At 65.6% G+C, this 20,777-nt stretch carries 21 protein-coding genes; 10 read left to right on the top strand and 11 right to left on the bottom strand.

Features of this window, described 5'->3' with window-relative positions; genetic code table 11:
- Positions 1 to 96 precede the first annotated feature (96 nt).
- Positions 97 to 951: a fumarylacetoacetate hydrolase family protein gene (locus AC1DSZ_RS14830; protein ID WP_476839110.1), complete on the top strand. Its 855-nt coding sequence runs from the start codon at positions 97 to 99 to the stop codon at positions 949 to 951.
- Between the two features lie 12 nt (positions 952 to 963).
- A complete protein-coding gene (locus AC1DSZ_RS14825; RefSeq protein WP_476839109.1) occupies positions 964 to 2,229 on the top strand; it encodes an LVIVD repeat-containing protein in 1,266 nt (421 codons plus the stop codon).
- Positions 2,230 to 2,247: 18 nt separating this feature from the next.
- On the opposite strand, the gene AC1DSZ_RS14820 is transcribed toward AC1DSZ_RS14825, so the two are convergent.
- Both AC1DSZ_RS14820 and AC1DSZ_RS14815 read right to left on the bottom strand, forming a co-directional pair.
- A complete protein-coding gene (locus AC1DSZ_RS14820; RefSeq protein ID WP_476839108.1) occupies positions 2,248 to 2,976 on the bottom strand; it encodes a FadR/GntR family transcriptional regulator in 729 nt (242 codons plus the stop codon).
- 43 nt (positions 2,977 to 3,019) lie between these two features.
- Positions 3,020 to 4,006, bottom strand: coding sequence for an aldo/keto reductase (locus tag AC1DSZ_RS14815; protein ID WP_476839107.1), 987 nt, complete (start codon positions 4,004 to 4,006; stop codon positions 3,020 to 3,022).
- Positions 4,007 to 4,153: 147 nt separating this feature from the next.
- Between AC1DSZ_RS14815 and AC1DSZ_RS14810 the strand changes: the two genes are divergently transcribed.
- The 7 genes from AC1DSZ_RS14810 to AC1DSZ_RS14780 all read left to right on the top strand — a co-directional run bounded on the left by AC1DSZ_RS14810 (position 4,154) and on the right by AC1DSZ_RS14780 (position 11,562).
- On the top strand, positions 4,154 to 5,929 hold the full coding sequence (locus AC1DSZ_RS14810) for an ABC transporter permease (protein WP_476839106.1): 1,776 nt from the start codon (positions 4,154 to 4,156) through the stop codon (positions 5,927 to 5,929).
- Positions 5,930 to 5,969: 40 nt separating this feature from the next.
- Positions 5,970 to 7,085 carry an ABC transporter ATP-binding protein gene (locus AC1DSZ_RS14805; protein ID WP_476839105.1) on the top strand — a complete coding sequence of 372 codons (1,116 nt, stop codon included), beginning with the start codon at positions 5,970 to 5,972 and terminating at the stop codon, positions 7,083 to 7,085.
- A 3-nt stretch (positions 7,086 to 7,088) separates the two neighbouring features.
- Positions 7,089 to 8,012, top strand: a complete 924-nt coding sequence (locus tag AC1DSZ_RS14800) for an alpha/beta hydrolase (protein ID WP_476839104.1) — start codon at positions 7,089 to 7,091, stop codon at positions 8,010 to 8,012.
- Between the two features lie 56 nt (positions 8,013 to 8,068).
- On the top strand, positions 8,069 to 9,091 hold the full coding sequence (locus AC1DSZ_RS14795; RefSeq protein ID WP_476839103.1) for an ABC transporter substrate-binding protein: 1,023 nt from the start codon (positions 8,069 to 8,071) through the stop codon (positions 9,089 to 9,091).
- Positions 9,092 to 9,102: 11 nt separating this feature from the next.
- Positions 9,103 to 10,086, top strand: a complete 984-nt coding sequence (locus tag AC1DSZ_RS14790) for an aldo/keto reductase (protein WP_476839102.1) — start codon at positions 9,103 to 9,105, stop codon at positions 10,084 to 10,086.
- Positions 10,087 to 10,187: 101 nt separating this feature from the next.
- Positions 10,188 to 10,367 carry a hypothetical protein gene (locus AC1DSZ_RS14785; RefSeq protein WP_476839101.1) on the top strand — a complete coding sequence of 60 codons (180 nt, stop codon included), beginning with the start codon at positions 10,188 to 10,190 and terminating at the stop codon, positions 10,365 to 10,367.
- 157 nt (positions 10,368 to 10,524) lie between these two features.
- Positions 10,525 to 11,562, top strand: a complete 1,038-nt coding sequence (locus tag AC1DSZ_RS14780; protein WP_476839100.1) for an alpha/beta hydrolase family protein — start codon at positions 10,525 to 10,527, stop codon at positions 11,560 to 11,562.
- Between the two features lie 245 nt (positions 11,563 to 11,807).
- Here the strand turns inward: AC1DSZ_RS14780 and AC1DSZ_RS14775 are convergent, their stop codons facing one another.
- The 9 genes from AC1DSZ_RS14775 to AC1DSZ_RS14735 are packed head-to-tail and all read right to left on the bottom strand — an operon-like array spanning position 11,808 to position 19,732.
- Positions 11,808 to 12,479, bottom strand: coding sequence for an SDR family oxidoreductase (locus tag AC1DSZ_RS14775; protein WP_476839099.1), 672 nt, complete (start codon positions 12,477 to 12,479; stop codon positions 11,808 to 11,810).
- Positions 12,480 to 12,539: 60 nt separating this feature from the next.
- Complete coding sequence (locus tag AC1DSZ_RS14770) at positions 12,540 to 13,487, bottom strand: Bug family tripartite tricarboxylate transporter substrate binding protein (RefSeq protein WP_476839098.1); 948 nt, start codon at positions 13,485 to 13,487, stop codon at positions 12,540 to 12,542.
- 11 nt (positions 13,488 to 13,498) lie between these two features.
- Complete coding sequence (locus AC1DSZ_RS14765) at positions 13,499 to 15,043, bottom strand: sulfatase (protein WP_476839097.1); 1,545 nt, start codon at positions 15,041 to 15,043, stop codon at positions 13,499 to 13,501.
- An 11-nt stretch (positions 15,044 to 15,054) separates the two neighbouring features.
- The gene (locus AC1DSZ_RS14760; protein ID WP_476839096.1) at positions 15,055 to 15,834 is read right to left on the bottom strand and encodes an ABC transporter permease; all 780 of its coding nucleotides are present in this window, start codon (positions 15,832 to 15,834) and stop codon (positions 15,055 to 15,057) included.
- A complete protein-coding gene (locus tag AC1DSZ_RS14755) occupies positions 15,831 to 16,673 on the bottom strand; it encodes an ABC transporter permease (protein WP_476839095.1) in 843 nt (280 codons plus the stop codon). Before AC1DSZ_RS14755 ends, AC1DSZ_RS14760 begins: the two co-directional genes overlap by 4 nt.
- A complete protein-coding gene (locus AC1DSZ_RS14750; RefSeq protein WP_476839094.1) occupies positions 16,673 to 16,993 on the bottom strand; it encodes a hypothetical protein in 321 nt (106 codons plus the stop codon). The genes AC1DSZ_RS14755 and AC1DSZ_RS14750 overlap by 1 nt, the downstream gene beginning before the upstream one ends.
- Positions 16,990 to 17,799 carry an ABC transporter ATP-binding protein gene (locus tag AC1DSZ_RS14745; protein WP_476839093.1) on the bottom strand — a complete coding sequence of 270 codons (810 nt, stop codon included), beginning with the start codon at positions 17,797 to 17,799 and terminating at the stop codon, positions 16,990 to 16,992. Before AC1DSZ_RS14745 ends, AC1DSZ_RS14750 begins: the two co-directional genes overlap by 4 nt.
- Positions 17,790 to 18,677: an NAD(P)-dependent oxidoreductase gene (locus AC1DSZ_RS14740; protein WP_476839092.1), complete on the bottom strand. Its 888-nt coding sequence runs from the start codon at positions 18,675 to 18,677 to the stop codon at positions 17,790 to 17,792. Before AC1DSZ_RS14740 ends, AC1DSZ_RS14745 begins: the two co-directional genes overlap by 10 nt.
- Positions 18,674 to 19,732, bottom strand: a complete 1,059-nt coding sequence (locus AC1DSZ_RS14735) for an ABC transporter substrate-binding protein (RefSeq protein WP_476839091.1) — start codon at positions 19,730 to 19,732, stop codon at positions 18,674 to 18,676. The genes AC1DSZ_RS14740 and AC1DSZ_RS14735 overlap by 4 nt, the downstream gene beginning before the upstream one ends.
- 223 nt (positions 19,733 to 19,955) lie before the next feature.
- Here AC1DSZ_RS14735 and AC1DSZ_RS14730 point away from each other — a divergent pair, with 223 nt between their 5' ends.
- On the top strand, positions 19,956 to 20,675 hold the full coding sequence (locus AC1DSZ_RS14730) for a GntR family transcriptional regulator (protein ID WP_476839090.1): 720 nt from the start codon (positions 19,956 to 19,958) through the stop codon (positions 20,673 to 20,675).
- Positions 20,676 to 20,777 lie beyond the last annotated feature (102 nt).

Raw genomic sequence — 20,777 nt, 5'->3', positions numbered from 1 at the left:
ACCAATTGAACCAATTGGGTCACATGAACGCCTAATTGGTTGACAGCACGCGCCCCGCAAAGAGACACTGGCGACAACGAGGCTGGGAGGATCGACATGAAGCTCGCGACCGTGTCGCACGAGGGCGCAACCTTGCCTGTCGCCTTGGATCCGGAGCGCGGGCTCATGACGTCGCTCGGCGCGGGTTCGATGCTCGATTGGATTCAGGCGTCCTCGGAGGGCCGCGCCCGTGCGCCCGCCGGCCAGCCCATGGCGTTCGCGGGCGCACGGTTGTGCGCGCCGCTCGTGCCGCCGCGCAACATCTTCTGCGTCGGCAAGAACTACCGGGAGCATGCCCGGGAGTTTGCGCAGAGCGGCTTCGAGGCCAGCGCCGTGCAGGGCGCCGAGATCGACGCGTTCCCGGCGGTGTTCACCAAGCCGGCAAGTTGCATCGTCGGCCCGGACGATCTCGTGGACCTTCATGCCGCCGTCACCAGCATGGTGGATTACGAGGTCGAATTGGCGGTGATCATCGGCCGGGGAGGGCGCGACATCCCCCGCGCCCGGGCCTTCGACCACATCTTCGGCTACACGATCATCAATGACGTGACGGCGCGCGACCGGCAGCGAAACCACAAGCAGTGGTTTCTCGGCAAGGCGCTCGACGGCTTCTGCCCCATGGGTCCCTGGATCGTTACGCGCGACGAGATCGACCCCGAGAACCTCGAGGTGAGCTGTTGGGTGAACGACGAGTTGCGCCAGCACGCCAACACTCGTGACCTGATCTTCGACATTCCTGGCCTGATCGAGACGCTCTCGGCCGGCATGACGCTGCTGCCGGGCGACATCATCTCGACCGGCACCCCGGCCGGCGTCGGTATCGGCCTCAAGCCGCCGCGCTTTCTGCAGAGCGGCGACGTCGTCCGGATGAGCATCCAGGGCATCGGCGAGTTGAGCAACAGGTTCGAATAGCGCGGAGGCGACATGCAGGACGAGATCGCGAAGAATGTGCGCAAGCTCGGCCAGGTCGACATTCCGGGCGGCGGGCAGGTCGTGATGGACGGCAAGGGCTTTGCCTATGTGGGGCACATGAAGCCGCCCTTCGGGACGAGCATCATCGACGTCTCCAACCCGTCGGACCCCCGCATCGTCTCGCAGATCCGGCTCGACGATGATCGCTCCCACACGCACAAGGTGCGGGTCGTGGGCGACATCATGATCACCAATGTGGAGCAGAATGAGCGGCACCCGAAGCGCCGCGCCGCCCGACTGCGCGCCCTGGAGCAGCGCTGGCTCGCCGAGCGCGGCGCGCCAGCCTCCGACGCGGAGCTCGCAGCCGAGCTCAGGTTGAAGCCTGAGAGCCTGCCGGCGCTGCGCAAGATCCAGCCGCAGCCTTATGACGACGGCGGCTTCAAGATTTGGGACATCTCGAACCGCGCCCAGCCTCGGTTCCTGGCCTATCAGCGCACCTTCGGGTTCGGCGTCCACCGCTTCGACATGGACGAGAACTACGCCTACATCTCCACCGAGATGGAGGGGTACCGCGGCAACATCCTCGTCATCTACGATATCCGCAACCCGGAGCGCCCCGAAGAGGTGTCCCGCTGGTGGATGCCGGGCCAGCATGAAGCCGGTGGCGAGACGCCGTTCTGGCGCGGCGAGAGCAACCGCCTGCACCATGCCATGCGGGTGGGCGACGAACTCTGGGCGGCGGTCTGGTATGCGGGCGTGCGCCGGATCGATGTTTCGGACATTTGCAATCCTCGCACGGTGGCGGAGTTCAACTACCATCCGCCGACACCCGAGCCGACCCACACGATCCTGCCGGCGCTGAAGCCGATCGGGGGACGCCGCATCGCCGTCGGGGTGGACGAGGAGCACGATCACACGCCCGGCCAGCCGCATGCGCATCTGTGGATCTTCGACGTGTCAGATGGCGAGTTCAGGCCGATCTCGACGTTTCACGTTTCCGAACTCGACAGCCCCTACGCGCGGGAGGGGCGTTTCGGCGCGCATCAGTTCCAGGAGCACATCGACGACACGCTGCTGTTCTGCGCATGGTTTTCCGGCGGGCTGCGGGTCGTGGACATCGCCAATCCGGAGGAGCCGCGCGAGGTGGGGCATTTCATCCCGACGCCGCGCGCCGGGCATAGCAGCCCGCAGACCAACGACGTCGACGTGGACGCAAGCGGCGTCGTGACGCTGATCGACCGCAACCACGGCTTCGACGTCCTGGCGTATGAAGGCTGAGCCCGCCGGGGCGCCTCCTTACTCCTCTTCGGCGCGGCCGAGCAGGTTGCGCCCGACGCTGCTGAGATGCGCCCGCATGGCCTGGCCGGCGCGTGCGACGTCGCGATCCTCGATGGCCGCCACGATGGCCTCGTGCTCGGCGAAGCTGTGATGGTCCTCGCTCGGGCGCTTCGGCGAAGCGCGCAGCCGCCCCCAGTTCACGGCCTGACGCACCGCGCTGAGCGTGTCCAGAAGACTGAGAAGCAACGTGTTTTGCGTCGCGGCGCCGATCACGCGGTGCAAACGGGTGTCATAGCTTTCGTATTGCCGCCATGTCTGGGCCTGCCGGCTCTTGCGCAAGAGGGCGTGCATCTCGGAGATCTGCGCCGGCGTCGCATTGAGCGCAGCGAGGCGGGCGATTTCGGGCTCGATGGCGAGGCGGGTCCGCATCACCTCGGCCGGATTGGTGAGGCGAGCCATGCTGGCGACGTCGGCGGCTGGATCAGCCGGCCGGGCGCCCAAAAAGGTCCCCTTGCCGACATGGCGCCAGAGCTGGCCCTCGGCCTCGAGCTTTGCGAGGGCCTTGCGCAGTTCGGCGCGGGTGACGCCCAAGGCCTGCGCCATCTCGCGCTCGGGCGGCACGCGGCCATCGTCGAGCGTGTCGGCCTGCGTGAGAAAGGCCCGGATGCGCGGCAACACATCGGACGGGCGGGCCTCTGAGGGGTCCCGCTTCGCGCCGGCATCGTCCATGTCCTCGGCGACGCTCATCTGGTCTCTCTTTTCGTGTATCCGGCGCTGTGATCCTGCCGGATCAGATCCCAAGCCCTCGCAATTGCTTCTCGGGGTATCGGGCGCCCGCCGCCGCGCCGGGCGGGAAGGCGGCGTTCAACGCCGAAAGGTCGTTTTCGTCAAGCCCGAGCTCGAGAGCATCGACATTCTGCCGCAGCCATGCGCGCCGCTTGGTGCCCGGGATCGGGACGATGTCGTCGCCCCGGGCGAGCAACCAGGCCAGCGCGACTTGGGCGGGCGCGCAGCCGCGCCGCGCCGCGACCTGCTCGATAGGGCCGAGCAGCGCGAGATTCTGCTCGAAGTTGCCGTCCTGGAACCGAGGATGCGCGTGGCGCCGATCGCTGGCGATGAGGTCGTCGCGGGACCGGAAGGAGCCGGTGAGAAAGCCGCGGCCAAGCGGGCTGTAGGCCACCAAGGCGACGCCGAGCTCCCGCAGGCACGGCAAGATCTCGCGCTCGGCGTCGCGGGTCCAGAGCGAGTACTCCATCTGAACGGCCGCGAGGGGGTGAGTCGCGTGGGCGCGCCGGATGGTGTCGACGCCGGCCTCGCACAGCCCGATCCGGCGGACCTTGCCGCACTCCACCAGCCGCGCCATGGCCCCGACGGTGTCCTCGATCGGCACGGCTGGGTCGATTCGGTGCTGGTAGTAGAGGTCGATCACGTCGGTATTCAGCCGGCGCAGGCTGGCGTCGCACGCCGCCGCGACGTATTCCGGCCTGCCGTTCACGCCGCCGCGCTCGCCGTTCGGGCCACGGATATTGCCGAACTTACTGGCGATCATCGCCTCGCCCCGCCGCTGGCCCAGCGCCGCGCCGAGAAGCTCCTCGTTGCGGCCGGCTCCATACGCGTCGGAGGTGTCGAACAGCGTCACGCCAAGGTCGAGCGCAAGCGCGATGGCGGCCGTCGACTCGGCGTCGTTGGGCGTGCCGTAGTCCGATGTCATGCCGGAACAACCAAGCCCGATCGCCGAAACGGCGGGGCCGGACAGGCCGAGGCGTCGCGTCAGCATCGGGCTTCCTCCTACGAGGCGTCATCATCAAACCAATGCCGACCAAGTGCAACCAATTTCATTTCAACAGACTTTGGTTGACAGTAGAGGGGTGACGGGAAATGATCTCCTCAAAATCAATAAGCCTCTCGGGGAGTGAAGCCGCCCATGAGCGTCGCCGATCATGCCGGACAGGGTCAGGACGGCTCCGCCTCGCGGGATCCGCTTGTCGCGATCCCGACCCTGAAGAGCGGCGCGCGCCGCGGACTGCGGCTCGAGCACGTCGTCATGATCCTCGGCGTGGCGCTGCTCGCCATTCTTGTGGTGCTGCCGCTCGCGACGTTGATGAAGAGCAGCATCTGGGGCGAGGACAGCCCGACGCTGGAGCACTTCCGCGAGGCGCTCGAGGGTCGGCTTTATCTCACCGCGCTCTGGAACTCGCTGGTGCTGGGCTTCTGGACGGGACTGTTCAGCGTCGTGATCGGCGTGCCGCTAGCCTGGGCGGTGAGCCGCACCGACGTGCCGGGCAAGAAGCTGATCAAGTTCACCGCCAGCGTCGCCTATCTGTCTCCACCCTTTCTGGTAGCCATCGCATATGTGAACCTGTTCAGCCCTAATGCGGGGCTCGTGAACGTGTTCTTCCGCGACGTCGCCGGAATGCCGTTCCTGACCGTCAACGTCTTCACGATGACCGGCCTGGTGCTCGTCACCGTGCTGCACACGTTTCCATTCGTGTACCTACTCGCGTCCAGCGCGTTGCAGTCGGTGGACGCCTCCTATGAGGAAGCGGCGCAGATCCTGGGCGCGGGCAAATTCCGCACCGCGTTGCTGATCACGGCCCCGCTGGTCGCCCCCGCGATCTTGTCGGGCGTGCTGCTGGCCTTCGTCAACGCCATCGCGCTGTTTGGGTCGCAGGCCATCATCGGCCTGCCGGGTCGCATCGTGACGCTTCCGACGCGGATCTACTCGCTGTTCGACTATCCGCCGCAATACGGGCTGGCGTCGGCGCTCTCGCTGATGTTCGTGCTGATCACCGTGGCGGCGCTGTTTCTGCAACGGCGCTACCTCGCGAAGCGCTCCTTCGTGACGCTGGGCGGCAAGGGCTCGCGGCCGCAATTGATCACGCTCGGGCCACTGCGCTGGGCCGTGTTGGGTTTTTGCATCGTGATCTTCATTCTGGCGGTGCTGCTGCCCTATGGCACGCTCTTGGCGGTGTCGTTCTCCAAGTCCTGGGGCCTGAACTTCTGGAAGGGCCTGACGCTCGCAAACTACAGATTCGTGCTGTTCGAGTACGACATTACCCGCCGCGCGATCATGAACAGCCTGCTTCTCGCCGTGTTGGCGTCCACCATCGCGGTGCTGCTGGGCTCGGTGATCAGCTGGATTGACCTGCGCACCAAGGTTCCAGGCCGCCGCCTGCTCGACTACATCGCGCTGGTGCCGCTTGGCCTGCCCGGCATCGTGATGGCGGTGGCGTTGATCCAGTTTTGGCTGGCGCTGCCCTTCGCGCTCTACGGCACCTTGGGCATCCTGCTGCTGGCCTATGTGGGGCGCTACATTCCGCTCGGCGTCCGCGCGGCCAACACGGCCTTGCGCCAGATCGATCCGTCGCTGGAGGAAAGCGCCCGCATTCTCGGCGCGGGGTGGGGCGTGACCATGCGCGAGATCACTTTGCCGCTGATGGGCCCGGGCCTGTTCGCCGGCTGGCTGCTGGTGTTCGTACCTGTCGTTCAGGAGCTCAGCGCCTCGATCCTGCTGTTCAGCTCGAGCTCCATTACGCTCGCGGTAGCGATCTACAACCTCTACGAGACCGGGTACACGGAGCCCGTTTCGGCTCTCGCCCTCGTCAACATGATCATCATCGGAGCGGCGATCTGGCTTGCCAGTCGGGTCGGGCAGGGGCGCTTCGGCGCCCGCAGCGAAGCCGCCGCGCAGGGTGCGTGATTGCAACGCCCGGCCCGCGGCCGGGCCTCGGGAGCCGCTCATGGCAGGGATTACGATCCGCAACTTGACAAAGAGCTACACGGGCGACGCCGCCGCGGCGGCGCTGACAGACTTGTCGCTCGATATCGCCGACAACCAGTTCGTGACACTTCTGGGTCCGAGCGGATGCGGCAAGACCACGACCCTGCGGGCCATCGCGGGCTACATCACGCCTGATCGCGGCACGATCCACGTCGATGGCAGGCTGGTGTCGTCGCCCGGGTCCGTGGTCCCGCCCGACTCGCGCGGCATGGGCATGGTGTTCCAGAACTACGCCGTGTGGCCACACAAGACGGTGTTCGAGAACGTCGTCTTCGGCCTCAAGATCCGGAAGATGTCGGCCGGAGACGCGCGTGACCGGGTCGCGCGGGCGCTGGACCTCGTCAACATGACCGGCCTCGAGGGACGCTACCCCAACGAACTGAGCGGCGGCCAGCAGCAGCGTGTGGCGCTCGCCCGCAGCCTCGTGGTCGAGCCCGAGATCCTGCTGCTGGACGAGCCCCTGTCCAATCTCGACGCCAAGTTGCGCGAGCGCATGCGCGTGGAGTTGAAGCAACTGCAGCGGCGCACCGGCATCACGTTCATCTACGTCACGCATGACCAGGCCGAGGCCCTGGCGCTCTCCGACCAGATCGCCGTGATGCACCAGGGCAAGCTGCAGCAGTTCGGCTCGCCCTTCGAGGTCTACGCCAAGCCGTCCAACAGGGTGGTGGCGGACTTCATGGGGCTGGTGAACATCGTCCCGGCGCAGCTCGACGCCGTGGCGGGCGGTCGTGGCCACATCGCGGGGCCGCATCTGGCGCTCGACTTACCGGTGCCCGATTGGGCGAAGGCCGGTGACGCCATCGAACTCGCAATTCGTCCCGAGAACATCGAGATCAGATCCCGGGGCGCAGATACGGCCGCCGCCGTTGCGACTGTCACCGAGCGGACCTTTCTCGGCAACATCAACGAATATTACGCGACCCTGAACTCCGGGCAGGTGCTGCGGGTGCAAACCCATCCGCTCCAGCAGTTCGACGTGGGCGACACGGTTGCGGTCACCATCGACGCGAGCCAGTGCAGCATCTTCATGCGCGCCGGCGCGTCTACTTCAACTTCTCGCATGCAGGGATAAGCCATGGCCATCGAAGAGACCGTCGCCGGAGTGGAGCACTGGACCAAGAAAGGCGACGTCAATCTGTTCCTTTGGGAAAAACGCGCCGTGACGCCGGGCGCGCCTCGCGGCACGGTACTGTTCGTTCACGGGTCCTCGATGGCGTCGCAGCCCACGTTCGATCTACAGGTCGAGGGTCGCCCGGACTCCTCCGTCATGAACTGGTTCGCCAAGCAGGGCTTCGACACGTGGTGCGTCGACATGGAGGGCTATGGCCGGTCCGACAAGAACCGCCCGAACAACGCGGACATCGCCAACGGGGCCGACGACCTCAGCGCCGCCAGCGACTACATCCTGAAGACGCGCAACTGCGGCCCGATGTTGGTCTACGGCATCTCGTCCGGCGCGCTGCGGGCCGCCGCCTTCACGGAGCGGCATCCGGAACGGGTGAAGCGGCTTGCGCTGGACGCGTTCGTATGGACCGGGGAGGGCGCGCCGACCCTGGTCGAGCGGCGCAAGAAACTTCCGGAGTTCCAGGCCAAGAACCGTCGGCCGATCGACCGGGCCTTCGTGTACAGCATCTTCAATCGCGATCATCCGGACACGGCCGAGAAGAAGGTCGTTGAGGCGTTCGCGGACGCGATCCTGGCGCTCGACGACAGCGTGCCGACCGGCACCTATGTGGACATGTGCTCGCGGTTGCCGGTCGTGAGCCCCGAGAAGATCACGGTTCCCACCATCGTGATGCGCGGCGAGTTCGATGGCATCGCGGGCATCGACGATCTGCTGGCCTTCTTCAAGAAACTGCCCAACGCCGACAAGTGCTTTTCGGTGATGGCCGGCATCTCGCACGCATCGTTTCAGCAAAAGAACTACCTGATGGCCTACCAAATCCTGTTCAACTTCTTCACCCAGCCCGAACCCGTTTATCGGGGCGATCATCAATGACCACCACCGTCTGAGCGCCTCAAAGAAGGGCGCCGTCGCCGACAAGGGAGGATGCCGTGACCCGTTCAAGCCGTAGATCCGTGCTCGCAGGCGCCGTGGCGCTGAGCATCGCCATGATGGCGCCAGCCGCATGGGCGGCCGACGTCGATATCGCGGCCGCCAAGAAGGAAGGCAAGGTCGTCTGGTACACGTCGACCCCGATCGAGACGGCGCAGAAGATCGCCAACCTTTTCGAAGCCAAGATGGGCATCAAGGTGGAGCTGTTCCGCTCCGGCGGATCGGCAATCCTGCGCCGCTTCCAGCAGGAGATGCAGGCCGGGCGCATTGCGTGTGACGTGCTCACCACGTCGGATCCTGCCGCGTCGGAGCAGTTCGCCCGCAAGGGCGTGTTCGTGGCTTTCAAGCCGACGGACTTCGACAAGGTGCCCAAGGAGGCGCGCAACGAGGACGGCTACTTCGTCGCCCAGCGTCTCAACATGATGACGATCTACATGCGCTCGGACAAGGTGGCGCCGGCCGATCAGCCGAAGACCTGGGCTCAGCTGGTCGATCCCAAATACAAGGGCAAGCTGGTGACGACCGACCCGTCCTTCACGTCGCTCCAGCTTTCCGTGATCGGCATGATGTCGAAGAAGCTGGGCTGGGACTACTTCGAGAAACTGCGCCAGAACGACATCATGATCGTGCAGGGGAACCAGCAGGTCTCGGACAACATCAAGCGGGCCGAACGCGTGATTGCGGTGGGAGCCAGCGATTCCTACGCGGCGGACGACCGTAAGGATGGGCATCCAATCCTGACTGTGTACCCCGAGGACGGCACCTTCATGATCCCGTCCCCGACAGCGGTGGTGAAAGGTTCGCCGAACCCGAACGCCGCAAAGGCCTTCGCCGACTTCATGCTGACCTTCGAGGTGCAGAGCCTGTTTCCGGGCGACGGCGGCTATGCGGCGCGCCTCGACGTGCCGGCCCCGGATGGAAGCCCGCCGCTCTCCAGCCTGAAGATCTCGACGGTCGACTATGATTTCATCGAGAAGGAAGGCCAGCGGATCAAGAAGAAGTTCACCGAGGTCTTCCAGTAGGAGCTAAGCACATGGCCATGACGACGCGTCGCCTCGGGGGCCTGGAGGTCTCCGCCATCGGGCTCGGCTGCATGAGCATGACGCCGATCTACGGGGCGCCGGATGAGGGCGAGGCCATCGCGACGCTGCACCGGGCCGCTGAACTCGGCGTAACGCTCGTGGACAGCTCGGACGCCTACGCCTTCGGCAAGAACGAAGAGCTGGTTGGCCGCGCGATCAAGGGCAAGCGCGACCGCTACGTGGTGGCGACGAAGTTCGGCAATGTCCGCCATCCCGACGGCAAGCAGGAGGTCGTTGGCCGGCCGGACTACGTCCCCCAGGCCTGTGAGGCGAGCCTGAAGCGTCTCGGGGTCGACGTCATCGACCTCTACTACATTCACCGCATTGATACGTCGGTGCCGATCGAGGAAACCGTGGGCGCGATGGCGCGCCTGGTCGAGCAGGGCAAGGTGCGCCACCTCGGCATCTCGGAGGCCGCCCCGCAAACGCTGCGGCGCGCCCACGCGACCCATCCGATGGCGGCGCTCCAGACCGAGTACTCGCTCTGGACGCGTGACGTGGAAAACGAGATGCTGCCGATCTGCGAGGAGCTTGGCGTCGGTTTCGTCGCCTATAGCCCGCTCGGGCGGGGCTTCCTCACCGGGACGGTTCCGACGCTCGACGTGCTCGGGCCGACGGACCGGCGCCGCGACATGCCGCGCTTCCAGGGCGAAAACCTGGGCCACAACCTGCAGCTCGTGGAGAAGCTGCAGGAGCTGGCGCGGGGAGAGAACTGCACTCCGGCGCAGTTGGCGATCGCCTGGCTGCTCTCCCGGCGCCCCTTCGTGGTTCCGCTGCCTGGAACGAAACAGCGACAATGGCTGGAGGAGAACGTCGAAGCTGTCGCATTGGCCCGGTCCGCCGAAACGCTCGCCGCCCTGGACTCGGCCTTCCCGGCTGGAGCCGCGAGAGGAACGCGCTACCCGGAACCGCAGATGAAGCGGGTTGGTCTCTGATTTCGGTATGAGGTGCCATGCAGCATCGCCATACCGCAGTGCAGCAATTCGCGGTATAGCCCTCCGCACAACGGCGCAGCACCGTGTGCGGAGACTGGATGATGACGTTCTACACCCTGCATCGCCGCAGCGAGTTGCGCAGTGTTTTCGTGGCCCGTGTGTTCGCGGGCCTGCGCGCCGCAACCACCCGGCTCGCCAAGAGCGCGCCCGAGGCTCCGCCCGCGCCGTCGTCCTACGACCTTGGCTCGGTGCAAACCTTCGCGATGTTGCTGCGGAACTAAAACTCCGCCGGCGAACCGCAGCCGATTTCGATACTTACCCCGGGCCGAGCATAACGCCGGCGCGCTCGTCGTGCCGGCGCACATCGGCGTCGTTTCGGTGGCTCCTGAGGCCATTACCTGCGGCCGTAACTGGACATCGCTTGATTGCGGAGCGCGCATGACGGCGAGCAAGCGGCCAACGGCGGTTGATGGCGCCAGTGATGGCCCCGAACAGGCGAAAATCCCGCCTCTCGTCGGATACTTCGGCCCGCTGCGGCTGAAGTGCGAACGCAGCTTCTTTGTTGGCGTCCGGACGCGGACGGTCGCTGCTCCGTATTACGGGCGCACCGGGCTCGCCGGCGCCGGCGAAATCTCCTACGGGCAGATGTATGTGCATTTCCGCTGCCCGGAGGCAGCGACACGTCCGCCGATCATTCTCATCCACGGTTCCAACCACACCGGCGCAACCTTCGAGACGACGCCGGATGGCCGGGAAGGTTGGGCGACCCTGTTCGTGCGGCTGGGGCATCCGGTCTACGTCGTGGACCAAGTCGGCCGCGGCCGATCGGGCTTTGATCCGACGGCCCTGAACGAAGCGATCGATCAACGCGACATGTCGCTCACGCACAAAGCGCCGCTCTACGCTCGTGCTGGCGCATGGGTGAACTTCCGTTTCGGGCCTCGATATCCTGAACCCTTTTCGAATGTTCAATTTCCCGTCGATTATCTCGACCACTACATGGCCCAGCTCGTGCCCAATGCGGAGGAACTTGCGGCAGGGCGGTCGGGCGAGGCGACAATCGAAGCGTTGGTCAGCTTGCTCGAGCGTGTCGGACCCGCTGTGCTGATCACACACTCACAGGCCGGGCTTTACGGGTTGGAAGTGGCGAGGCGCTGTCGAGATGGCGTTCTGGCGCTGATCAGCGTCGAGGGCGGCTGCGCTCCGATCGACGAGGCGACGATAGCGGCGATGCGAGCGATTCCCTTTTTCTCTCTTTGGGGCGACAACAGCATTGGCGCGGTTGGCGCAAATGGCGACGCGCGCCGCAACGACGCGCACGATCTCGCGGTCGCCCTCGCTGCGGCGGGAGGCGACGCAACGCACCATGTCCTTCCTGACCACGGCGTGCTCGGCAACACGCACATGTTGATGATGGACCGAAACAACGGCGACCTCTCCGAACTTCTATCCGCCTGGATAGCGCGGGCGACCTGACATTAAGTCAGGCTGCTGAACCATTCAGGTCCATTTCTCACACATTTTGGCGGGGCGACTGGTCGAAAACGCCAAGCCCGAGCGATGCGGACCCACAAATTGCTCTGTTCACCCGGAGAGGATGTCCGGCCGCTTAAGTGTAGCCAGGCGCTTGGTTGCGGTCTTGGACCCAATCGGCTTGAGCTTGCGGCTTCTTGTCAGATCTGCGCTGTCGAGTGCTGGCTCCGATACTTGGCCCCACCTCCTCACCAAGGAAGCGGCTGGTCATGGTAGGTCACGAAACTGCCGCTGTGATGCGGACCGGCCCTGTGCAGCACGCCCCGCATGCCGGCGACGCTTTCCTCGACCGGGATGCGACCGCCTGGCTCCGTGGCTGCCCAGCCGGGATGAAGCGCCATGACGCAGATCCGGCGCGGCGCAAGGTCCACCGCGAGCGAACGGACCATCATGTTCAGCCCTGCTTTGCTGGTCCGGTACGCGTAGGCGCCGCCGGTCAGGTTGAGGTTGATGGATCCCATTCGGCTGGACACGAAGGCCATTAGCCGAAAATCGCTACGGGCGACGTGATCGGCGAAGGATTCGGCAATCATCATCGGCCCGATCAGGTTCGTTTCCAGCACACGCCGCCAGTGATGGTAGTCCATCTGCCCAAATGGCTTGTGCGGATGGCCGATGCCGGCATTGCTGACCAGGATGTCGATCGGCTCGCCCGAGAGGCGCGCGGCCAGCGCCGCGATCGCCGCATGGTCGGTGACGTCGAGGCCGATCGCCTCGACGTTTCCGACGAGATCGGACGCGCCCTGCGCGGTTGCGGGATTCAGGAAGGTCGCCAGAACGCGATGGCCTTCGGCCGCGTATTGGCGCGCGAACTCTCGCCCGAGGCCGGTGTCGCAGCCTGTAACCAGAACTGTGGGCAAGGCGGAAACCTCTCTGTCCTGACTGCGATTTTGCGTGAGCGGGCGTGTGGCGCCCCGCGCTTACCTGATGCGCGCGCCCGTTTCCTCTACGACGGTCTTCCAGCGCTGCTTTTCGGTTGTGATAAACGCCGCGTAATCGTTCGGCGCCAAGTAGGCCGGGTCGGTGCCCTGCTTGCTGAGCACGCCGGCCAGAACCGGGTCCTGCAGGGCGGCGTTCACCTCTTTATCGAGCCGCGCGACCACATCCGCGGGTGTTCCGGCCGGCGCGGCGACGCCTTGCCAGCCCAGCACGACGAAGTCCTTGACGCCCGCCTCCGCGGCGGTCGGCACGTCGGGAGCGGTGCTCGACCGCGCCGAGCCAGTCAGCGCCAGCGGCCGCACGTCGCCGGATTCGGCGAAAGGTTGAACCAGGTTCACGCCATCAACGACCAGGTCGATACGCCCTGCCACGAGTTCGTTGATGGCCGGGGCGCTGCCGCGAAAGGGCACGTGCTGCAGCTTCACGCCTTCGCGGCTGGCGAACAGCTCCACGGCGAGATGATTGATGTTCCCAACGCCGCCCGAGCCATAGTTAAGGGCTCCAGGCTTCTGCTTTGCGAGCGCCACGAAATCGGAAACCGTTTTGGCCGGAGAGGTCTTGGGCACCGCCATTAGCAGCGGGGTGACCACCGTGCGTGCGATATGGACGAAGTCCTTTTCGGGATCAAAGGACTTCATCTCGTAGAGGTAGGGGTTGATCGACACGATGCCGAGATTTTCGGCCAGGAGCGTGTAGCCGTCCGGCTCCGCTTTCGCGACGCTTTCGGCCGCGATGTTGCCGCCCGCGCCGGCCTTGTTCAGCACGGTGACGCGCTGGCCCATTTGCTTGCTCAGCTGCTCGGCCAGTTGCCTCGCGACGACATCGACGCCTCCGCCGGGCGCGAACCCGACCACCAGAATGATCGGCCTCGTCGGGTAGTTATCCGCGCCGGCCGCGGCGCCCGAGCAGAGCAGCAGAATGGCCGCCAACACTGATCTCATCATGCGTCCTCCTTGTGGCCTGCCATGGCGGCGTAGCGCTCATGCAATCCTAGGCGGCGGAATACTTCGACCGGGGCGTCATGCGCCCGCATCTCGCCAATGAGCAGGTCGATCATCCGCGCCTCGACGTCGGCGATCTGGCGCGGCGCCGTCTGGCCGGGATCGCTCGAGAGGTCGTAAAGCGCCGTGCCGGCGTCGAGCAGCGGATAGCGCGAGACCATGTTGGCCTTGGCGTCCGCGACCACCGGCAGGCGCAGAACCTGGCATCCCTTGGTGAAGTCGAAGGGTCCGAACAGCGTCGCGCGCGCGAGCTCGATGGGCTCGAAGAAGCTGCGCATGTGCACCGGCATCAGCGTGTAGTGGTAGAGCTGCTCGTCCCCTTCCGGGTAGCGGAAGTAGGTGTAGCGTCCGTCCGTGACGTTCACGGCTCCGCCGAACTGTCCGTAGATGCAGGCGGGCCGTACGGGCCTGTCGTCGCCCAGCGTCGGCAGCAGCGAGCGGCCACGCACCTCCGGCGGGATGGGCGCGCCGAACAGGTCGAGCACCGTCGGCATGAGGTCTGTCGTCTGCGTCAGCGCCGAGCGCCGCTGGCCATCCGCCGCTGGCTGGCGGGGGTCATGGATGAACAGTGGGATGTGGGTCACTTCGTTGAAGAAGGGCGGCCTGTTCTTGCCCCAGAACTCATGCTCGCCGAGCAGAAGGCCGTGGTCGGTCGACACGATCAGGGCGGTGTCTGACCACAGGTCGTTCTCGTCGAAATAGTCGAGGAGCCTGCCGAGATACTCGTCGCACATCTTCACCAGCGCCAGGTAGTTGGCGCGCAGCTCGTCACCTTCCGGACCGGAGAGGTCCATGCGGCCATAAGGTGGCCAGTCGAGCACGGGCCCCTGGTAGCCGGTCGGCAGGCCCTGCCGAAAGCGGTTGGCGGCGAAGAACGGCTCGTGCGGATCGAAGCATTCGAGATGGAGGATCCAGTCGTCGTCACTCTTGTTGCGCTCGAGGAAGTGCAGCGCGCCTTCGAAGCACTGCACAAGGGGGAAGTCGCTCTCGCCCTGCATGGCCTCGCGCGACAACACGTAGGGGAGGTTGGAGTTGGGGCCGGTCTGGCCGTTGAAGACGAGCGGATGATAGGTCTGCTGCAGCCCGGCGACGTCCGGCTTGGCGACGCCTTGCCACTTGTCCTTTTCCTGTCCGCGGATGAACTCCCACGACGAATAGCGCCCATGGAAGCCGACGCCGCCATCCTCGAAGTAGTGGTAGTGGTCGGTGATGAGGTGCGAGTAGACGCCGCGCTCGCCCAGGATCTGCGGAAAGGAGTTGTCGAATGGCTCCAGCGGTCCCCACGGGCGATGCAGGAAGTTGAGCCGCCCGGTGTGGAGGTCGCGCCGCGCCGGCATGCAGGGCAGGCTGCCCACATAGGCGTTGTCGAACACGGCCGTTTTCCGGGCCAGGCGATCGAAAGCCGGCGTTTCGATGGCTTTGCCGCCGTAGCAGCCGAGCGCATGGCGGTTCAGGGAGTCGAAGAGCAGGTAGACGAGCCGCATGCGCCGTTCTCTCAGTTGTCGTTGACCATGCCCCAGCGGCGGACCGTGTTGCGTTCGATGGACGCGAAGATGAAGCGGTCGAAGGCCAGCCAGAGCACGCCGATCACCACGATCCCGCAGATAATGGTGTCGGTGCCGTACCATTTGGTGGCGTCCATCATCAGGAAGCCGATGCCGTTGGTGCCGATGATGAGCTCGGCCGCCACTAGCGCTCGCCAGCCGAGCGCCAGCGAGGTGCGCAGGCCAAGCAGCAGTTGGACCATGGCGCCGGGCAGGACCAGCTCGCGCACGACCTGCCAGGGCGAGGCGCCTAGCGAGCGCACTGCGCGCCACAGCACCGGCGGAATGGAGCGGACGCCCGAGATGGCGTTGTAGAAGGAGCTGAAAAAGACCGAGTTCACCACCAGGAACGTCACGGCCGTGTTGCCGAGCCCGAACCACAGCACTGCGAGCGGCGCCCAGGCTATGCCGGCGACAGCCTGCAGGAACACGGCGACCGGCATCACGATCCGCGACACCCGTGCGTTCATGGCCAGCAGCACGCCGAGCGGGATCGCGATGAGGTTGCCGACCATGAACGCGGCCGTAAGCCGCAGCAGACTGGCCCCGACAGACCGCGCGAGTTCGCCGTTCAGCGTGAGCTCGATGAACCGCCGGCCCACCTCCGAGACGGTCGGCAGCATATAGGCCGGATAGCTGAACACGGATGGCGCCGCCTGCCAGATCAGCACGAGGGCGACGAACGGCGTGAGGCCGAGCAGAGCGGATCGGAACTTTTGCCCTCCCGTCATCGCTCGCCCGCATCGCTGGACAGGCCCCACCTCTCCACCGAGGCGCGTTCGAGCGGCCGCAGGTAAACGCGGTCGAGGAACAGCCAGAGCACGCCCATGACCACCATTCCGGCCACTGTGCGGGCGGTCTGCTGGGTCGCGGCCGACGTGAAGATGAGATAACCGACCCCTTCCTGCTGGGCGATCATCTCGGCGAAAATCAAAGCCCGGAAGCCAAAGCCGGCGCCCACCCGCACGCCGTTGAACACGGAGGGCAGGATGGCGGGCAACGTGACCTCGCGCAGCACGGACCAGGAGCTTCCGCCAAGGGATCGGATGACCCGGCCATAGACCGGCGGCACCGACCGGACGCCCGTCACCACGTTGTGGACGAGCGGCGACGCGACCACATACGCGACCGCGACGATGATGATGGACGGCCCGTAGCCCCACCACAGGATCAGTAGCGGGATCCATGCCACTTCCACGATCGCGTAGGTGAAGTTCACCAACGGCATCAGGAGATCAGACACGCGCCTGTTGGACGCGATCGCGAGCCCCAGCGCGACGCCCGCCAGCGCGCCGATCGCTACGCCCGTGAGGTAGTGCAGCAGGCTGAGCTTGACGTACTCGAACAGGATTCCGGTGTTGAACAGATCGAACAGCGCCCGAGCCACGTCGGCCGGGGAGGGGAACAGCACCTTGGGCACGCCCGAGAGGCTGGACGCCGCCTGCCAGGCGGCGATCACGATGGCGAAGCCCAGCAGCGGCTCGACGCCGTCCCGCCACGCCTTCGCCCACCAGCGATCCCGGCGCATCGAACGCGGGGGCGTCGTCCCGAGCTCCACGGCGGCCGTCATCAGCGGTCGAGCCTCTGGATGCTCGCCACCCAGGACCGGCTCGCGAGAGCGTCGATGTTGGCGGGCGAGACGTTGCGCAGGCGGACGGTGCGGCCCTCGGCGCCTGTCATCGTACCCCATTGCTGGAGCCGGCTCATGTGGAACTGCTCCGGCGCGACCGTGAGGGTGACGGCGATGTTTTCAGGGCCGGTCGCGGCCGCGAGACCCGCCGCGCTTCGCTTCGCGCGACCATCGAGCGCCTGGACGACCCCGTGTCCCAGAACCGCGACCGCGATCGCGGCGGTGATCCAGAAGGCGGGCGCGCGCAGGATCGCGTTCACTGGCGCCGCGCCCCGTGCTCGGCCCGCACCCTGGCAAGCACATCGTCACGGATGCGGATGAAGTCGGGATCGGATCCGATCGCCGGCCAGCGCCGGCGCGCGCGCGGAATGTCGACGCCCACCACGGAGGCTACCCGGCCAGGATGTGGGGCCATCACGATCACCCGGTCTCCCAGAAACACCGCCTCGTCGACGCTGTGGGTGACGAACAGGATGGTGAGGCCGAGCGTGGACCAGAGGCGCAGAACCTCCTCCTGCAGGATCAGCCGATTCTGGGCGTCGATGGCCGCGAAGGGCTCGTCCATCAGGACGATTTCGGGTTCGCTGGTCAGGGTGCGGGCTACGGCGGCTCGCTGCTTCATGCCGCCGGAGAGCTGGTGCGGATACTTACGGGCGACGTCCGCCAGCCCGACCAGTTCCAAGAAATGGCGCGCCTTGGCCTCGCGCTCGGCCCGGGGCATGCCGCGGATCTTGAGGCCCAGCGCCACGTTGTCGAGCACCGAGCGCCAGGGCAGGAGTGCATATTCCTGGAAGACGACGCCGCGATCGGCGCCGGGGCCTTGGACGCGCCTGCCGTCAAGACTGATCGAGCCAGCCTCCGGCTGGAGAAAGCCCGCGATGGCGCTGATCAGTGTGGACTTGCCGCAGCCGCTGGGGCCGACCACGCACAGGAACTCGCCATCGTGAAGATCGATATCGACGCCGTCCAGCACGCGCTGCCGTTCGGTGGGGGCGGCGCCCGGATAAACGATGGTTAGGTCGCGAACCGCGATCTTGACCTGGGAGGACGCGGCGGTCAGCTCCATGGCCCACCCTTCAGGCACATGTCGTAAACGGCCGTGTGGTCTTGCCGACCTCGGCCGTTCCGAGTCGCCGTTTCGTAGACCCTCAGCGCGGCGCGGGCCGTTTCGGCGGGAACGCCTGCGGCGTCCGCCATCGCGAGGATAAGCCCGATGTCCTTGCGGGCGAGGTCGATCATGAAGCCGGGATCGAGGTCTCCCTTGAAGGCCTTGGCAGGGTACGTGGTGGTGAGGTGACCCTTGCCGGCTACAGTTTGCGAAAGCACGCCGTAGACGGTGTCGAGTTGCAGCCCGGACCGCTGCGCCATCGCGAGGGCTTCGGCCGTCACCACATTGATGGTCAGCGACATGTAGTTGTTGACCAGCTTCATGCGGCTGCCGCTCCCGACCGGTCCGCAATGCTTGACCGCGTCCGACAGGAGGGAGAACAACGGACGTGCGCGCTCGACGTCCTCATCCCGTCCGCCCGCCATGATCAGCAGTTTTCCCTCCTCGGCCTCCTTGGACGAACGCGCCACCGGGGCGTCCACCATCGCGATGGATCGCGCGGCGAAACGGTTGGCGAGCGCGTCCGTTTCGCTGGGCGCGATGGTGCTCATGTCGATGTAGAGAGCCTCCGGCCGCATGCGATCGGCCAGAACATTCGACACGTCGTGCACGGCCGCTCCGTTTGGCAGCATCGTGATCACCACGTCCGCATTTTCCGCCGCCGCGGGCAGGTCGTCCGCCCAGCCAACCTGCCGGGATTGCGCCGCGACCCGGGCTTCGTGGGCCAGGTCATGGCCGAGAACCGTGAAGCCGCCGCGCGCCAGATTGGCGGCCATCGGCAGGCCCATGACGCCGAGCCCGATGAACGCGACGATCTTGTCCGAACCCTGTTTCAAACCCGCAACTCCGCGGGAATCGGCGACAGATCCGAGAAGAATTGCGGACCCTTCTCCTGCGCGAACCGCGTGAACTGCGGGTCAATCGCATCCTTCATGTCCGGCGTATTGCGGAGCACGCCCATGCTGGCGAGATCCGGGATTGTCTTAGACATGTAGTTCTCGAGCGTGCGCTTCGAGATGCGCTGGTCGTAATTGACGATCGGAATGCCGGCCCGCCAGGCGTCCGGCGTCAGGCCCGGGATCCACCGCATCGCGACGTCGACGGCGGCGCCGGCCTTGTTGGCGCGGACCCATTGCTGGCATTCGGCCACGGCGAGCATGAAGCGCCGCAGCTCCTCGGCCTTGGATGCGGTCAGCGCCTTGGTGGTCAGGATTGTGCCGGGATCGTAGCAAGTGTCGCATCCGCCCAGCGACAGGCGCACCGTTCCCTCGACCGCCCGCAAGGCGCCTTCCGCCCAGGGTTCCCAGACCGCGATGGCGTCCACGTCTCCGCCTCGCAGGGACGCGATCATGTTGGGCGGCGCGAGGTTGACCAGCTTGTATTGATCGTCGGCGATTTTGTTTTGCCGCATCATGCCCCGGAGATAGCCCTCCGCGGAGGCTCCGCGCGGCATGCCGACTGTCTTTCCGATCAGGGCCTTGAGGTCTCCGGGAGCAGCCTTGAGCGCGGGGGCCGCGACGATCGACTGGTTCGGCGCGTAACTCGTCGCGATCGGATCGCCATGAAGGTGGCCAATGAGCACGATGGGAAAGCCGCGGGCGACGCCTGACAGAAAGGGGAGGGAGCCCATCGTGTTGACGTCCTGGGCGCCGGCGATCAGGCCGTTCACCATCTCCACGCCGGACGGGTAAGAAACTGGCTTCGCATCGAGCCCATGTTTGGCGAAGATGCCAGCCTCTACACCATAGTAGATCACGACGAATTCGGACGATGTCGAAACGCCTACCTTGATCGGCAGCGTATTCGTCATTTGAGCCTGGGCGCGTTGGCCCGCCGCGCCCAGGGCCACGCCCGCGAGCGTTCCAGCGATGAAGTTCCGGCGTCCGATCATCGATCATCCTCCCACCACAGGCGCTATCGGCCTGTTTGTGCGATAATCATATACGATATATAATTCTGTCCAGTCCAGAGTGTATCGGACCAGCCGCCCGGTTTTGGGCAGACGCTGCGGATCAGGCTAGAGACGCCGGCGCGGTTCAGCTACCGAAGCCGTCAACGCAGAATGCTCAAGACCGAGCGCGCCGATCGCATTCTCGATCGAGGGGAAACCGAAGATGTCCAAGCAGGGAACCGAAAGCTTGGAGCGCATCAGCGCCGGCCAGCACAGACTGGGAACGGAGCCGCCGGTTATCCGGGCGTCCAGCCTCGCCGGCCAGGTTTACGAGGCGCTCCGCCGGAAAATCACCGAAGGGCAACTTGAAGAGAACCAGCCGCTCGTCATTGCGGCTATCGTCCGGGAGTTTGGGGTAAGCCAGACGCCGGTTCGCGAGGCCTTGGCCCGGCTGCACGCCGAAGGCGTCGCGACGTTCACGAACAACTTTGGCTACCGGGTCGCTCCGCTGCCCAGCATGGCGGACTATCATCACTGGATGCAGGCGCGTCTTGTGCTCGAGGTCGGCGCCCTGAAGGCTTCGGCAACGCGGGTCTCACCCGAAGACCTGGCCGCGCTGGGCCAACTCAACGAACGGATCGCCAACGCGCATTTTGGAAAAGACTTCGCGGGGGTGAAGCTGTTTTCGGAGCTGAACCGCGAATTCCATCGCAAGCTCATCGGCATGTCCGCGAACCCCTTCTTGATCAAGGCTTATGATCAGATCTGGCTGGGCGCTCAATTTTCCCGGGTTCATTTCGAGACCGGCATTCCGGACCGCGAGCTGATCGCCAACGAACACCAAGCCATCATCCGGTCATTGTCCGCCGGCGAGATCGCGGAGGCGTCGGACGCGCTATCAACTCATATCGTGAGAAGTCTCGAGCGCGACGCAGCTAGATAGTCTGCTGCATTTAGGATAAGAAAGATCAGTCGAGTACGGCCTGATCGGGTCCATCCTCCGAACAGAGCTGTGATTTACATCCTTCCTGAGCACTGCGCCGGC

The sequence above is a fragment of the Alsobacter sp. P4_H11 genome (genome assembly GCF_056400925.1).
Note: the sequence above shows the minus strand (reverse complement) of the source record. Positions and strands in the feature narration are given on the sequence as shown.

Bases quoted from the DNA above. Each gene is read 5' to 3' on its own strand.
- AC1DSZ_RS14760 (WP_476839096.1), bottom strand. From the start codon at position 15,834: ATGACGGGAGGGCAAAAGTTCCGATCCGCTCTGCTCGGCCTCACGCCG.
- AC1DSZ_RS14730 (WP_476839090.1), top strand. From the start codon at position 19,956: ATGTCCAAGCAGGGAACCGAAAGCTTGGAGCGCATCAGCGCCGGCCAG.
- AC1DSZ_RS14735 (WP_476839091.1), bottom strand. From the start codon at position 19,732: ATGATCGGACGCCGGAACTTCATCGCTGGAACGCTCGCGGGCGTGGCC.
- AC1DSZ_RS14820 (WP_476839108.1), bottom strand. From the start codon at position 2,976: ATGAGCGTCGCCGAGGACATGGACGATGCCGGCGCGAAGCGGGACCCC.
- AC1DSZ_RS14765 (WP_476839097.1), bottom strand. From the start codon at position 15,043: ATGCGGCTCGTCTACCTGCTCTTCGACTCCCTGAACCGCCATGCGCTC.
- AC1DSZ_RS14830 (WP_476839110.1), top strand. From the start codon at position 97: ATGAAGCTCGCGACCGTGTCGCACGAGGGCGCAACCTTGCCTGTCGCC.
- AC1DSZ_RS14805 (WP_476839105.1), top strand. From the start codon at position 5,970: ATGGCAGGGATTACGATCCGCAACTTGACAAAGAGCTACACGGGCGAC.
- AC1DSZ_RS14755 (WP_476839095.1), bottom strand. From the start codon at position 16,673: ATGACGGCCGCCGTGGAGCTCGGGACGACGCCCCCGCGTTCGATGCGC.
- AC1DSZ_RS14800 (WP_476839104.1), top strand. From the start codon at position 7,089: ATGGCCATCGAAGAGACCGTCGCCGGAGTGGAGCACTGGACCAAGAAA.
- AC1DSZ_RS14745 (WP_476839093.1), bottom strand. From the start codon at position 17,799: ATGGAGCTGACCGCCGCGTCCTCCCAGGTCAAGATCGCGGTTCGCGAC.
- AC1DSZ_RS14825 (WP_476839109.1), top strand. From the start codon at position 964: ATGCAGGACGAGATCGCGAAGAATGTGCGCAAGCTCGGCCAGGTCGAC.
- AC1DSZ_RS14785 (WP_476839101.1), top strand. From the start codon at position 10,188: ATGACGTTCTACACCCTGCATCGCCGCAGCGAGTTGCGCAGTGTTTTC.
- AC1DSZ_RS14790 (WP_476839102.1), top strand. From the start codon at position 9,103: ATGGCCATGACGACGCGTCGCCTCGGGGGCCTGGAGGTCTCCGCCATC.
- AC1DSZ_RS14780 (WP_476839100.1), top strand. From the start codon at position 10,525: ATGACGGCGAGCAAGCGGCCAACGGCGGTTGATGGCGCCAGTGATGGC.
- AC1DSZ_RS14810 (WP_476839106.1), top strand. From the start codon at position 4,154: ATGAGCGTCGCCGATCATGCCGGACAGGGTCAGGACGGCTCCGCCTCG.
- AC1DSZ_RS14815 (WP_476839107.1), bottom strand. From the start codon at position 4,006: ATGCTGACGCGACGCCTCGGCCTGTCCGGCCCCGCCGTTTCGGCGATC.